The following is a 14632-nucleotide window of genomic DNA, read 5'->3' on the forward strand; positions in this document are numbered from 1 at the left end:
CATGAAGTTCGACACGCCCGCCGGAACCAATCCGATCGACCAGCTCAAGGTGATCGGCAAGCCCACCGACCGCATCGACGGTCCGCTCAAGACCACCGGCACCGCGCCCTATGCCTATGAGCGGCACGACGTGGTGGCGAACCAGGCCTATGGCTATGTCGTGGGCGCGGCGATCGCCAAGGGCAGCATCGCCTCGATCGACCTCGCCGACGCCAAGGCCGCCCCCGGCGTGCTCGCGATCGTCACCGCGGAGAATGCCGGCACGCTGGGCAAGGGCAATTTCAACACCGCCAAGCTGCTCGCCGGCCCCGAGATCGACCACTATCATCAGGCGATCGCCGTGGTGGTCGCCGAGACGTTCGAGCAGGCGCGCGCGGCCGCCGGCCTGATCCGCGTCGACTATGCCCGCGGCAAGGGCCGCTTCGACCTCGCGGCCGTGAAGGATTCGGCCCCCCCGCCCCCGCCGAGCGAGTTCGGCGGCAAGCCCGACACCCATGTCGGCGACTTCGCCGCCGCCTTCGCCGCCGCGCCGGTCAAGCTCGATGCCACCTACACCACGCCGGACCAGTCGCACGCGATGATGGAGCCGCACGCCAGCATCGCGCTGTGGGAAGGCGACAAGGTGACGATCTACACCTCCAACCAGATGATCAACTGGGGCAAGGGCGACGTCGCCAAGACGCTCGGCATTCCCAGGGAGAACGTCCGGCTGGTCTCGCCCTATCTCGGCGGCGGGTTCGGCGGGAAGCTGTTCGTGCGCACCGATGCGATCATGGCGGCGCTGGGCGCGAAGGCGGTGAAGCGCCCGGTCAAGGTCGCGCTCCCGCGGCCGCTGATGGCCAACAACACCACCCATCGTCCGGCGACGATCCAGCGCATCCGGATCGGCGCGACGCGCGACGGCAAGATCACCGCGATCGGCCATGAGGGCTGGTCGGGCGACCTCCCCGGCGGCGGGCCCGAGACGGCGGTCAACCAGACCCGCCTGCTCTACGCCGGCGCCAACCGCATGACCGCGACGCGGCTCGCGGTGCTCGACCTGCCCGAGGGCAACGCGATGCGCGCGCCCGGAGAGGCGCCCGGGCTGATGGCGCTCGAGGTCGCGATGGACGAGATGGCCGAGAAGCTCGGCATCGATCCCGTGGAGTTCCGCATCCTCAACGATACGCAGGTCGATCCCGAGGCGCCGACGCGCCGCTATTCGCAGCGCCGGCTGGTCGAGTGCCTCAGGACGGGCGCCGAACGCTTCGGCTGGGGCAAGCGCAACGCCAGGCCCGGCAGTGTGCGCGACGGGCGCTGGCTGGTCGGCATGGGCGTCGCCGCCGCGTTCCGCAACAACCTGCTGACCAAGTCGGCTGCGCGCGTGCGGCTCGACGGCCAAGGCGTGGTGACGGTCGAGACCGACATGACCGACATCGGTACCGGCACCTACACCATCATCGCCCAGACCGCGGCCGAAACGATGGGCGTGCCGCTCGACAAGGTGGTGGTGCGGCTGGGTGATTCGGACTTCCCTGTGTCGTGCGGCTCGGGCGGGCAATGGGGCGCGAACAACTCGACCGCCGGCGTCTATGCCGCCTGCATGAAGCTGCGCGAGGCGGTGGCGCAGAAGCTCGGCTTCAACACCACCGACGCGACGTTCGCCGACGGTCAGGTCCGCTCGGGCAACCGCAGCGTCCCGCTCGGCGACGCCGCGCGGAGCGGCGAGTTGGTCGCCGAGGACTTCATCGAATACGGCGACCTCGACAAGCAGTATCAGCAATCAACCTTCGGCAGTCATTTCGTCGAGGCTGCGGTCGACGCCTACACCGGCGAGATCCGCGTGCGCCGGATGCTCGCGGTGTGCGCCGCGGGGCGCATCCTCAATCCGAAGGCGGCGCGCAGCCAGGTGATCGGCGCGATGGTGATGGGCACCGGCGCCGCGCTGATGGAGGAGCTGGCGGTCGACAAGCGCTTCGGCTTCTTCGTCAACCACGACCTCGCCGGCTATGAGGTGCCGGTCCACGCCGACATCCCGCACCAGGAGGTGATCTTCCTCGAGGAGACCGACCCGATGTCCTCGCCGATGAAGGCGAAGGGCGTCGGCGAGCTCGGCATCTGCGGCGTCGGCGCGGCGGTGGCGAATGCGGTCTACAATGCGACGGGCGTGCGTGTGCGCGACTATCCGATCACGCTCGACAAGTTCCTCGACCGGCTGCCGGCGGTGGCTTGAGCCGTTTCCTCGTCACCCCGGACTTGTTCCGGGGTCCACCAGGCCGCTTGCACCGCGCTTAGAGCCTCGTGCGGCAACATCTGCCGCCCGGTGGACCCCGACAAGTCCGGGGCGACGATAGTGGCGAGTCGTATCACCCAGTCCAACGTTCACAATTTGTTCGGCGCACGCTAGACAGGGCGACGTGACCGCGCCACCGATCCGCAAGATCATCCACATCGACATGGATGCCTTCTACGCGTCGGTCGAGCAGCGCGACGACCCTTCCCTGCGCGGCCGGCCGGTGGCGGTCGGCTATGCCGCCGCACGCGGCGTGGTGGCGGCGGCGAGCTACGAGGCGCGGCGGTTCGGCGTGCGCTCGGCAATGCCCTCGGTCACGGCGCTGAAGCGCTGCCCGGAGCTGGTGTTCGTCAAGCCGCGCTTCGACATCTACCGCGCGGTCTCGCGGCAGATCCATGCGATCTTCGCCGATTACACCGATCTCATCCAGCCGCTGTCGCTCGACGAGGCCTATCTCGACGTGACCGAGAACCGCCGCGGCCTCGCCACCGCCTGGACGACCGCGAAGGAGATCCGCGCGCGCATCCTGGCGGAGACCGGCCTCACCGCCTCCGCCGGCATCTCGTACAACAAGTTCCTCGCCAAGCTCGCCTCGGATCACCGCAAGCCCAACGGCCAGTTCGCCGTGACGCCGGAGATGGGCGCGTCCTGGGTCGAGGCGCTGCCGGTGGCACGCTTCCACGGCGTCGGCCCGGTGACCGCGGCCAAGATGACGCGGCTCGGCATCGAGACGGGCGCGGACCTGCGCGCCAAGCCGCTCGCGTTCCTGCGCGAGCATTTCGGCAGCGCCGCCGAATGGTATCACGCGATCGCGCGCGGCGAGGACGACCGCCCGGTCGATCCGTCGCGCGAGCGCAAGTCGTCGGGCTCCGAGACCACCTTCGACCGCGACCTCACCGATCCCGCCGAGATCGAAGCCGGCGTGCTGCGCATGGCCGACGACGTCTGGACGTGGTGCGAGAAGGCACAGGCGTTCGGCCGCACCGTGACGGTGAAGGTCAAGTTCCAGGACTTCCGTATCGTCACCCGCAGCCGCAGCCATCGTGCGGCGGTGGCGACGCACGAGATGCTGCGGCAGGCGAGCCTCGACCTCGTCCGCACGCTGTTCCCGCCCGAGAAGGGGATCAGGCTGGTCGGAGTGACCGTCTCGAACTTCGATGCGCTTGGCAGGGACGGCGCGATGCTGCCGCTGTTCGAGGATGAGGAGGCTGAAACCTACCCCGTTCGCCCTGAGCTTGTCGAAGGGCGCCCGTAGATTTCAACACGCGATGCCGGTGGAAGGCGCGGGCCGCCCTTCGACAAGCTCAGGGCGAACGGAGGTGGCGGGTGAGATCGATGTGACCCTCGCGGTCAGCCTGCCCGCCGTCCGCCAGCGTCTGCGCCATCTGCACGCGCAGCATCTGCGCGACGCTGCGGAACACCATCTCCGCCGACACCCGCGTCTCCTCGTACAGCATCTCGTCGGCGGCGAAGCCGAGCTCGATGCCGAGCCGCAGCCGCTGCCACAGGGCGTCGCGGTCGATGTCGGGCAGGTGTCGGACATAGGCCTCGGTGAGCTTGTCGGTGACATAGCGGTGCGATTCCAGCCGGACATGCACCAGCCGCGGCGTCGCATGGAGCGCGCGCAGGATCCATACCGCGCCCGGCTCGGCGCGGGTCACCGCGGCATTCTCCTCCATCAGTTCCTCGACATGCTCGCTCATCGCCGCGATGCCGCCGTCGACGTGGCGCGCGATCCACGCCTCCAGCACCGCGTTCTGCCGATCCATCAGCCGTCGTCCGAGCGCCTCCAGCACGGCGTACTTGTCGTGGAAGTACCGGTAGAGCGCGGGCGGTGTGAGCCCGGCCCGGGCGCAGATCATGTTGGTCGAGATGCGCTCGATCCCCACCTCCGCCAGCAATTCCCCCGCGACGTCGAGCAGCAGCTCATAGGTCTGCTGCGCCCGCTCCTGCTTGGGACGCGACTTGAGGGTACGCTTCGGAACTCCGGCCACTTCAACTCTCTTGTCCAGGAACGCTCGTTCGACCGGCGCCGATCAGCGCCGCCACGCCCATAGCCGCGCAGGCGCCACCGAACCAGAGCACCGGCGAGACGTCGGCGTCGCCGACCAGCAGCGCGGCCAAGAACGGGCCGAGGCTGGAGCCGGTGAGCTGGGCCCCACCGATCAGCATCGCCGCGCGGCGGCTGGGATCGGCGGCGATCACGATCGGGATCTGGAACGGCATGACGAACAGCCACAGGAAGCCGAACACCGCCACTGCCGCGACGAACGCCGCATCGGAGGGCGGCGCGCCGATCAGGCCGAGCAGCCCGAGATTGGCGATGCCGACGAGAACGATCGTGAGCCGAGGAGGGACGCGACCGGCCAGCCCGGTCGCGGCCGCCGCGCCCAATACCTGCATGGCGAGCGCGAGCGGCGGCGCCGTCGCGATCGCCGCGGCTCCGATATGCTCCTGGCGTGCGAGCGGCTCGATATAGACCCAGACGGCGACGATGAAGGCGAGGTAGAACACCACCCCACCGAGCGCGACGAGGCCACGCGGCGAGGGCCGGCCGCCGACCGCCTCCTCATGCGCCGCATAGCCGCGCGGCAGCCATGGCAATGCGAGGAGCCCCGCGACGGTGACGGCGCCGAGCAGCGTAAAGCCCCATCCGGCGCCAGCACCGACCACGCCGATCAGCGTGGCAAGCGCGAACTGGGCGAGCGTCTGGACGGCGAGATAGATGCCCGCCCATCGCTCCGGCCGGCGGCTGCGCACGATGAAGCCGATCGCGATCCAGACCAGTACGCCCTCCGCCAGCCCCGCCGCGATCCGGGCCGGGAAGATCGCGCCGGCGCTCAGGCCCGGCGTCGCGGCGTCGAGCACGCCGGTCATCACCAGCGCCACACCGGCGATCTCGCGCAACCGGCGCGATGGCAACACGAACCCCGTCCCGCCCGCGGCCAGACCCATCGCCAGCAGCTCGACGGTGGCGAGCACGCCGAGCGCGGTGGCGCTCAGCGTCCCTTCGGCGGCGAGCGCGCCGAGCAGCTGCGGCTGGAGACCGGGAATCAGCACCCCGACCACCCCGACGGCGAGAATCGCGACGATGCGGTCCGGCCCCAGCCTGGCGCCGGCCTCGCTCACCGGGCGCGGCCTCGGGCGCTCACCGGCCAAAGGTCGATCAGCGTGTCGCCACGCACGACATGATAGAAATCATAGAGGTTCACCGTCGGGTCGCAGTGCGGCACCGTCAGGCTGACCGCATCGCCCGGCCGCAGCCGCGCGGCGATGTCGGGGCCGATCAGCGCGGCGTGCTCGTCGCCCATGAACATGAACATCGTCTCGGCGGGCGCGCCGCGCTGCACCACCGCCGAGCCGCCGTCGGTCGACAGCGACTTGTAGCCCGCATCGATCGTGACCAGCGCCGGATGGTTGGCGCTGACCACCCGCGCGTCGACCGCCAGCGAGGTCTCGAACGGCGGCTCGGGCGCGTCGGCGAGGTCGCAGTCGAGATACTGCTTGTCCATGAACACGTAGGAGCCGGCCTGCAGCTCGGTGAACGCGCCGAGCTCAAGGTCGATGCGATGGGTGCCGGTGCCCGATCCGGTGACGATGCCCGGCGCGAAGCCGGCCTCGCTCAGTGCGGCGATCACCTGTCTGAGATAATCGGTGCGCTCGATGATGGCGGCGCGGCGCTCGGCATAGCTTTCGATGTGCTGCTGCGATCCGCAGTAGAACTGGACGCCGCGCCAGGCGAGCTTCGGCAGGCCGGCGATCGCCCGCGCCAGCGCCACCGCATCCTCGGCGGAGGCGACGCCGGTGCGGCGGATGCCCGGATCGATGTCGATGATCACGTCGAGCCGCGTCCCGGCGGCGGCGAGCGCATGGTCGATGCGCGCGGCGACGTCGGGATGGTCGACCACCGCCATCAGCCCCTCGGCCCGCCCGGCGAGCGCGGCGAGGCGCTCGATCGCCCCCGGCGCGGTCACCGGCGAGGTGATCAGGATGCCGGCGATCCCCGCGTCCGCCATCACCTCCGCCTCGCCGATCTTGGCGCAGCACAGGCCCAGCGCCCCGGCGGCGAGCTGGCGCTTGCCGATGTCGGCGCTCTTGTGGGTCTTGGCATGGGGACGCAGGCCCACGCCCCGCTCCGCCGTCAGCGCCGCCATCTTCGCGATATTGCGGTCGAGCGCATCGACGTCGAGCACCAGCACCGGCGTGTTGAGCTCGCCGCGCGATCCCTGCCGGCCGATCAGATGGGTGTGCAGCTCGCGGTCGTCCATCAGGAAAACAACGCCTCCAGATGCGGGTTGAGGAACTTGTCCTCGGGATCGGCCGCGCGGCGCACCTCGCGATAGCGCCCGGCCATCGGATAGAGCGCATCGACGTCGGCGCGGGTCAAGCGGTGGCGCTTGGCCCAGTGCGGCCGCCCGCCGTTCGCGCGCAAGATCGTCTCGGCTTCGGCGAACAGCGCCTGCCACGGCATCCGCGCATATTGATGCATCGAGATGGCGGCGACCGGCCCCGCGTTCATCGGGCTCATCCAGATGTCGTCGCCCGCGACCACGCGGAACTCGAATGGAAAGGTCACCGGCAACCGCTTGCGGCGGATCCAGCGCACCACCTCGTCGAGCGTGTCGAGCCCCGCCGCGCGCGCCATCTCATATTCCATCTCCTCGAACCGGATCGTGCGATCGGACGGGAAGATGGTGTGCGCTGGCCCGCGCCGCCGGCTCTTGAAGCGCGTCCGCATCATGCCGCGCTGGAGCAGCGGCGTCAGGAACGGCGCGCGCCGGCCGATCTCCAGCACGCGGCGGAAAGCGGTCTCCTCCATGTCGGTGGTGGAGCGCGGCGGGTCACAGGGGTCGGTCGGCTCCAGCGTCTTCAGGATCACGCTGTCGGCATAGGGGAACAGCCAGAACTCGACATGGCGATGCCGCTCGACCAGCGTGTCGAAGGTCGCGCGCACCTCGTCCCAACGCCGCTTCTCGATCCGCTCGGCGAGATGATAGGCCGGGACCACCGCGACCTCGATCTCGGTGGCGATGCCGAACATGCCGAGCGACAGCCGCTGCGCCTGGAACAGCTCGGGCTCGGTCGCGGCGTCGCACCACCGCGCCTCGCCGTCGGGGCCGATCAGCCGGAACCCGCACGCGAAGGTCGACAGCGAGCCGAGATCGCGGCCGGTGCCGTGCGTGCCCGTCGCCATCGCCCCGGCGAGCGACTGCGGGTTGACGTCGCCCTGGTTGGCGAGCGCCAGCCCCTCCTCCCACAGCGCCGCGGTCAGCCGGCGGATGCTCCAGCCGGCGGGGATGCGCGCGGTGCGGCGGTCGGCGGCGACGGTCACCTCGCCGGCCATGTCCTCCAGGCTGACGATCAGCTCGCCGGACTCGCACAGCGGCATGAAGCTGTGCCCCGCCCCGGTCGCGCGCACCTTGCCAACGCGCCGGATCGCAGCGGACAGCTCCGCCTCGTCCCTCGGGCGCAGCACCGGCGCTGGCGCGACGACGCTGCCGGACCAGTTGGACCAGCTCATCGCGCCGCCGTCTCGGTGCCGTCGTCCTGGACGCAGGCGCCCTTCAGGGTGCGGATATAGTTGATGACCAGCGCCACGCCCTCGTCATGCGTGATGTCGCGGCCGAGCTCGGGCATCATCACGCCGGGGTCGTCGCTGGCGAGGCGATAGGCGAGGATCGAATGGTCGGGATCGCCCGGCACCACGTCGAACGGGCGGTCGCCGGTACCGCGGCCGGCGGCGACCGGCGGCTTGCACACGCCGAGCAGGCGCGGGTCGCTGGTGCCGGCGTCGAGCCACAGCCCGGAGGTGCGCGCGGCGCCGTCGCGATTGTGGCAATGGCTGCAGTTGATGTCGAGATAGGCGCGCGCCCGCGCGATTGTGTCGGTGCGCACGTCCTCCCAGTCGGCGTTGCGCGGCACGCCGCTTGCCGGGACGCCGGCGAGATAGCCGGCCGCGACCAGGCGCCTCAGCTGGTTGATCTCGCCCCCCGGCCCCGGAAACTCGCGGTTGAGATGGCGCGCCTTGAGCCCGATCGGCTCGACCGCGCGCGTGCGGAAATCCTGGACGTGACAGCCGGCGCACTGGTTCTGGTTGGGCACGGCATAGTCGAACGCCACTCTGCGCCCGCCGCCCTCGTCGAGCGTCAGCGCGACATCGGCGCCGGTCCGCTCCAGCGTCGCGTCGCGCCCGTCCTCGTCCCACACATAGGGCAGCGCCACCCAACCCGAGGCGCGCCGGATCAGCAGCCGCGTCTCGATCAGCCGGACATGCTTGAGGTCGAGCCCGTCGACGCCGCTCTGGTAGGTCGCCGGCGTCATCTTCACCACCGTCCCGCTGGTCTGCGGATCGGCCGCGTCGGTGGGCGTCGTATAGTAGAAGGTCTTGGTGACGATCGTCCCTACCGGGAAGTCGAACGGCGCGTCCGACTGGTAGCTGGCATGGACGCCCTTCGGCATCCACACCGTCCGCCATTTCTGCGCATAATCGCTGAACAGCGGCGTGTTGAGCTCATAGGTGATCATGCCCTCGTGCGGCACGATCCGTCCGTCGGCGACGGTGAACAGCCCCCAGGCGGATAGCTTCGCGGGATTCTCGTCGGGATGGAAGGTCACGGAGCGCGGCGCCTGGCCGCACCCCGCGACGAACAGCGCTGCGGCCAGCGCCGCAAGCAGACGCGCGATCATGATGCCTTGCCGCTATCCTTCGTCATCGCCGCGGGCAGGGTGACGGCACGCAGCCGCGCCGGCGGCGCGCAGTTGCGCTGGGTGTCGATCCGCGCCTTGGCGTATTTCGACGGCCCGTCGGCGTTGAGCACCTTCGCCTCGCCGTTCTGCACGCAGATCCGGGGATCGCCGACCTTGGGATTGACGAAGCCGTCCCACAGCACGTCGGGCAGCCGCCCGCCGCCCAGCGTCGCCAGCGGCGCGAGCTGCGGATTGCCCGGCTTGTCGCCGCCGCCGGAGAAGCGGTTGCCGGTGACGTAGATCTTCTCCGGGAACGGATCATAGGCCTTGGCGACGCCGCCCTTGGTGTCGAAGCCGGTCGAATAATAGCTCGAGATGATGACGTTCGCCGTTCCGTTGTCCTTGATGTCATTGTCGAAGATCTCGACCTCGTCGTTCGAGTTGACGATCACCCCCGATCCCGCCGGCACCGAGCTGACCGCGCTGCCCTTGGCGCCGAAATTGGGGTGGTTGTTGGCGACCACCTGGTTCCGGAACACGCGGGTCTTGGCGCCCGGCACCGGCAGGTTGGGCATGTTGAACACCAGGATGCCGCCGGTGTTGCCTGTCGTGGTGTTGCCGTAGACGTCGGCGTTGCTCGAATTCTCGATCTCGATGCCGGCGACGTTGCCCTCGGCACGGCTGTCGCGGACGATGACGTTGTTCGACTGGCCGACGTAGATGCCGGCGTCCGACGCGCCCTTCACCACGACGCCTTCGACGAGGATGTTGGTCACCTGCACGGGATAGAGGCCGTAGGCGCCGTTCCCGGCGTTGGGTCCGCGCGTCCATTCGGCACGGACGCGGCGCATCACGGCGTTCCTGGTGCCGTTGATCTTGAGCGCGTCGCCCTTGGTGTCCTCCAGCGCCAGGTCCTCCAGCGTGAAGTCGTCGCCGGTGACCAGCAATCCTTCCGCGCCGGAGGTCGCGCGGGCGAAGGACAGGATGGTCTTGTCCATCCCCTTGCCGCGCAAGGTCACGCCGTTGGCGGTGAGGCTGAGGCTGCGGCTGAGGGCATATTTGCCGGCGGGCAGGTCGATCACGGTGCCGGGCTTGGCGTCGAGCAGCTTGGCCTGCAGGGTCTTCTCGAAATCCGGATCGATGGTGAAACCCTGCGCGTCCGTCTTCGGCCCGCCGCAGCCGGCGAGCGCCAGCGCCGCCACGCATCCCAGCAATCCCATCCGCTTCGTCATCGTCCCTCTCCCGTTATCGTCAGAATCGCAGCCCCAGCTCGACACCGTAGAAGCCCGGCCGATCGCGCCGGACATAGGGGGTGAAGAAGGTGTCGGCGGTGATCGTGTTGAGCGTGCGCAGATATTTCTCGTTGAGCAGGTTCTCGGCGTAGAAGGCGATCGAATAATGATTGTCGGGGCTGCGCCAGCCGACCCGCGCGTTGATGATGTTGCGCGGGCTGCGCAGCCGGTCGAGCATGGATAGGTCGACCCCGGCGCCGTCAGGATCGGCGATCGCCGCGTCGATCGCGCGCGACGCGTCGTTCATCCGCTGGCGCGAGGTGTAGCTGTAGCTCGCGTCGCCGAAGATCGTGCCCCCGTCCGTCTCGCGCGCATAATGGAGGCCGAGGATGCCGCGGAACACCGGCTCGCCGGTCGGCTGGCCGCCGATGTCGATGTCCTGCTCGACCCGCTTCACCCATTTGGAATCGATCAGGCCGGCGGTGGCGGTGACGTTGAAGTCGCGCGTCACCACGAACTGGGTGTCGAGGTCGAGGCCATAGGCCCGCGAGTCGCCCGAGCGGGTGATATATTGCGGGATGCCGCCGCCGACGCTCTCCAGGCTGATCGACTGGCGATTACGGTACTTGAAGTAATAGCCGGAGAGGTTGAGCCGCACCCGGCGGTCGAACAGCTCGGACTTCACCCCGCCCTCGAAGTTCCACACCTTCTCCGGCGCGAAGAAGGAGTTGATCTGGACCGAGTTGAACCCGCCCGCCTTGTACCCGCGCGAGGCCGAGGCATAGAGGTGGACGTCGTCGCTCGCGTCATATTGCACGACGAAGCGCGGCGAGACGTCGTTGAACTTGGCGCGGCGGGTGAACTGCACGCCTTCGAGCGCACCGCTATTGAAGACGAGCCCCTCCGGCCCGACCGTCGCGCGGAAGAAGTCGGCGGCGCTGATCATGATGTCATCGGGAAAGAGCGGAGCTCCCAGGATCGCATTGTAGAGCGCTCCCGGTGCGACCGCCGCATCAAGCCCGGGCGACGAGAAGCCGCCGTTGAACCAGCTGAACCGCTTGACGTCGCGCGTGTAGCGGATGCCGGCGGTCAGGCTCAGCCGCGGCGTCGCCTTGAAGGTCGCGTCGGCGAAGGCGGCGAGCGAGTCGTTCGCCGCGCGGTTGCTCATCACCTCCTGGAAGGTGTTGCCGAACACCGGCAGCCCGAAGCTGTCGAGGATGGTGAAGATCGGGAATTCACCTCCCGTTGCGTCGCCGACCAGCCGGTTCACCGAATCGCTCAGCGCGGTGACCACGCTCGCCTGCCGCCCGCGTTCGTGGAAATAGCTGCCGCCGGCGACGACGTTCCAGCGGTCGTTCTCGAAGTTGAGCCTGAGCTCCTGATAGATGCTCGAGTTCTTCTCGACGTTCTCGGTGTCGAGATAGCGGGTGGGATCGCCGGTGCCGTCCTCGTCCTCGCGGTTGCGCGTCTTGAAATGCTTGAACGAGCTGAGGCTGGTCAGCGTCAGGTCCCCCATTCGATGCGTCGCGGTCAACGAGACGGCGTTGAGGATGCGCGTCTCATGGTCGTCGATCACGTCGTTGGTGAACCGCCCGAACGGATCCTTGCTGAGCGCCCATTGGCTGACACCGACCGCGGTCGGACCGTCCTTGTCGGTATCGTCATGGTCGTAGGCGAGGATGATGTCGGTATCGGCGCCCGGCTGCCAGCGCAGCGCCGCGCGGCCGGACGTGTTGTGCTCGCGCTCGCGGTCCTCGCCCGTGATCGCATCCTTGAGATAGCCGTTGCGCCGGTTGAGCACCCCGTTCACGCGCAGCGCGAGATTGCCGGTGATCGGCAGGTTGCCGGTCACGTCGGCGCGGACCTTGCCGTAGTTGCCGACCTGCAGGGTGCCGTTCGCCTCCAGCCGGTCGGAAGGTTTGTTGGTGACGATCGAGATCGCGCCGCCCGACGTGTTGCGGCCGAACAGCGTACCCTGCGGCCCTTTGAGCACCTCGACCCGGTTGATGTCGTTGAAGAAGATCAGTGCCGACCCCGATCGCCCCGAATAGATGCCGTCGACGAAGATGCCGACCGACGGATCGGTGCCGATGCCGAAATCGTCGGTGGCGACGCCGCGGATGGTGAATGAGGGCTGCGTCACCGAGGTGTCGTTGATCGTCAGCCCCGGCGTGAAGGTGTCGAGATCGCCGATCGACTCGGCGCCGAGCGCGGCGATGCCGGCCGAACTGAACGCGGTGACGCTGATCGGCACCTCCTGCAGCGACTGCTCGCGCCGCTGCGCGGTGACGATGATGTCGTCGACCTGCTCGCCGCGGTCCACCTCAGCCGGCGCCTCCGCCTGACCGGGCGCCGTCTGCGCCTCTACGGGCAGCGACCAAGTCACCGCCGCCCCCATCAACAGACCAAGCCCGTACCGTCCCCTCATCGTCGGCCCTCCCTGATGTCTGTTTTTCGGGAGAGTGAATGCCTTCCGAATAGAATAGTCAAGACTATAATTTAGGAGGCCAATCGACAACCAATGCCCTCTCCCCTCCTTGGAGGGGAGAGGGGTGCGTAGACTCAGGGTCCGTCCTGTTCAGATTGAAGCAGTGTCAGTGCTCCTGCGAAGGCAGGAGCTTTGGCGGCGAGCGAGACGGCAAATGTCCAGGGCTCCTGCCTTCGCAGGAGCCCATCGTCTCAACTTAAAACGGACGAACGCTGACGCGCCAAGCTGCGGCATCCCTCTCCCCTATCAAGGGGAGAGGGCAAAAGATCAGATCGTCCCCGCCTTGAACTGCTTGACGGCATAGTCCGCCGCGCGCGCCGTCAACGCCATGAAGGTAAGCGATGGATTGACGCACGACACCGACGCCATCTGCGCCCCGTCGGTAACGAACAGGTTGGCGGCGTCGTGCGCCTGGCTCCACTTGTTGAGCACCGACTGGCGCGGATCGGCGCCCATGCGCGCGCCACCCATCTCGTGGATGGCATCGCCCGGCACATGCTCCCCGCGGTTGCTCGTGACGTTGAGCAGCCCCGCTGCCTTGAGCATCTTCTCGCCCTCGGTCCGCGCGTCGCTCATCATCTTGAGCTCGTTGTCGCGGAAGGTGACGTCGAAACGCATCAGCGGGATGCCGAAGCGGTCGACCTTGTCCGGGTGCAGCGACACATGGTTGTCCTCATAGGGCAGGCATTCGCCGAACGCGCCCATGCCGAACCGCCACGGCCCGTATTTGCGCATCCCGTGCTTCATCGCGGCGCCGAAACCTTCCGGCCCGGCCGGATCGCGGAAGGCCGAACCCTGATACCCATAGCCGCGCTTGAAGCCGACGCCCTCCTCGCCGCCGACGTTGCGGAAGCGCGGAATGTAGACCCCGCCCGGCCGCCGGCCGTACTCGATATATTCGGTCATGCCCGGGATCTCGCCCGAGACGCCGACGCGGAAGATATGGTCCATCACATAGCGGCCGAGCGTGCCGCTGGTGTCGAAATAGCTGCGGCCGCTGCCCTCCGGCCGCGAGTTCAGCAGGATCTGGTTCGACGCCATCGCCGAGGCGCACAGGAAGACCAGCCGCGCCGGAATGACCTCCGCCTGCTTGGTCTTGGTGTCGACCACGCGCACGCCCGTGACCCGCTTGCGCGCGGCATCGTAGACGAGGTTGCTGACCACCGCGTCCGAGCGCAGCGTCAGCCGCCCGGTCGCACGGGCGGCGGGCAAGGTCACCGCCTGCGTCGAGAAATAGGCGCCGAACGAGCAGCCGCGGCCGCACTGGTTGCGGAACTGGCACTTGGAACGGCCCTGGTCGGGCTTATCCTCGGTCATGTTGGAGAGGCGCGTGTTGATGAGCTTGCGCCCCGGCGAGGTCGCCTCGAGCCGCTCCTTCACCCATTTCTCGGCGATGTTCATCTGCATCGGCGGCTGGAACTCGCTGTCGGGCAGCTGCGGCAGGTTCTCGCGCGATCCCGACACGCCGATGTATTTCTCGACATAGCTGTACCAGGGGGCGAGATCGTCGTAGCGGATCGGCCAGTCGATCCCGACGTTCTCGCGCTTGTTCGCCTCGAAGTCCTCGGGCGCCCAGCGGAACGACCAGCGTCCCCAGATCAGCGACTTGCCGCCGACCGCGCCCGGACGGATCCAGTAGAATTTGGAGCCCTCGTCATAGGCATAGGGATTGAGCCGGTCGTTGTTGTAGAATTTCATGCTCCCCGGCGAGACATAGCCGTGCTTGGCGATGAAATAGTCGCTCTCGGTCAGCCGCTGGGGCATGATGTTGCGCGCCGGGATCTCGTACGGCGGCTTGCCGTCGTAGTCATAGTTCTCGCCGTGCTCGACCATCACGCCGCGGTCGAGCATCAGCACGCGCAGCCCTTTTTCGGTCAGCTCCTTGGCTGCCCAGCCACCGCTCACTCCTGAGCCGATGACGATCGCGTCGAATTGGTCCGTCGCTGCCATGTG

General features: G+C 68.4%; 10 protein-coding genes. 2 read left to right on the plus strand and 8 right to left on the minus strand.

The window, feature by feature from the left end; all coding sequences use genetic code 11:
- Window position 1: 1 nt before the first annotated feature.
- Together paoC and dinB are read left to right on the plus strand one after the other, a co-directional pair.
- Complete coding sequence (paoC, locus tag ACMGER_RS01710; protein WP_436810397.1) at window positions 2-2212, plus strand: aldehyde oxidoreductase molybdenum-binding subunit PaoC; 2211 nt, start codon at window positions 2-4, stop codon at window positions 2210-2212.
- Window positions 2213-2396: 184 nt separating this feature from the next.
- Window positions 2397-3527 (plus strand): DNA polymerase IV, encoded by a 1131-nt coding sequence (gene dinB, locus ACMGER_RS01715; protein ID WP_436810398.1) that lies wholly within the window; start codon window positions 2397-2399, stop codon window positions 3525-3527.
- A 49-nt stretch (window positions 3528-3576) separates the two neighbouring features.
- Here dinB and ACMGER_RS01720 read toward each other — a convergent pair whose 3' ends face one another.
- From ACMGER_RS01720 to ACMGER_RS01755, 8 genes are all read right to left on the minus strand, one after another.
- Window positions 3577-4266, minus strand: a complete 690-nt coding sequence (locus tag ACMGER_RS01720; protein ID WP_436810399.1) for a TetR/AcrR family transcriptional regulator — start codon at window positions 4264-4266, stop codon at window positions 3577-3579.
- A 1-nt stretch (window position 4267) separates the two neighbouring features.
- Window positions 4268-5401: a hypothetical protein gene (locus ACMGER_RS01725; protein ID WP_436810400.1), complete on the minus strand. Its 1134-nt coding sequence runs from the start codon at window positions 5399-5401 to the stop codon at window positions 4268-4270.
- On the minus strand, window positions 5398-6540 hold the full coding sequence (locus ACMGER_RS01730; protein ID WP_436810401.1) for a DSD1 family PLP-dependent enzyme: 1143 nt from the start codon (window positions 6538-6540) through the stop codon (window positions 5398-5400). Before ACMGER_RS01730 ends, ACMGER_RS01725 begins: the two co-directional genes overlap by 4 nt.
- Window positions 6540-7793 carry a D-arabinono-1,4-lactone oxidase gene (locus ACMGER_RS01735; RefSeq protein ID WP_436810402.1) on the minus strand — a complete coding sequence of 418 codons (1254 nt, stop codon included), beginning with the start codon at window positions 7791-7793 and terminating at the stop codon, window positions 6540-6542. The genes ACMGER_RS01730 and ACMGER_RS01735 overlap by 1 nt, the downstream gene beginning before the upstream one ends.
- On the minus strand, window positions 7790-8959 hold the full coding sequence (locus ACMGER_RS01740; RefSeq protein ID WP_436810403.1) for an SO2930 family diheme c-type cytochrome: 1170 nt from the start codon (window positions 8957-8959) through the stop codon (window positions 7790-7792). Before ACMGER_RS01740 ends, ACMGER_RS01735 begins: the two co-directional genes overlap by 4 nt.
- The gene (locus ACMGER_RS01745) at window positions 8956-10191 is read right to left on the minus strand and encodes a parallel beta-helix domain-containing protein (RefSeq protein ID WP_436810404.1); all 1236 of its coding nucleotides are present in this window, start codon (window positions 10189-10191) and stop codon (window positions 8956-8958) included. The genes ACMGER_RS01740 and ACMGER_RS01745 overlap by 4 nt, the downstream gene beginning before the upstream one ends.
- A 19-nt stretch (window positions 10192-10210) precedes the next feature.
- The gene (locus tag ACMGER_RS01750) at window positions 10211-12619 is read right to left on the minus strand and encodes a TonB-dependent receptor (RefSeq protein WP_436810405.1); all 2409 of its coding nucleotides are present in this window, start codon (window positions 12617-12619) and stop codon (window positions 10211-10213) included.
- 327 nt (window positions 12620-12946) lie between these two features.
- Window positions 12947-14629: a GMC oxidoreductase gene (locus tag ACMGER_RS01755; protein ID WP_436810406.1), complete on the minus strand. Its 1683-nt coding sequence runs from the start codon at window positions 14627-14629 to the stop codon at window positions 12947-12949.
- Window positions 14630-14632 lie beyond the last annotated feature (3 nt).

It is taken from the genome of Sphingomonas astragali (assembly GCF_051400615.1).
Lineage (GTDB): Bacteria > Pseudomonadota > Alphaproteobacteria > Sphingomonadales > Sphingomonadaceae > Sphingomonas.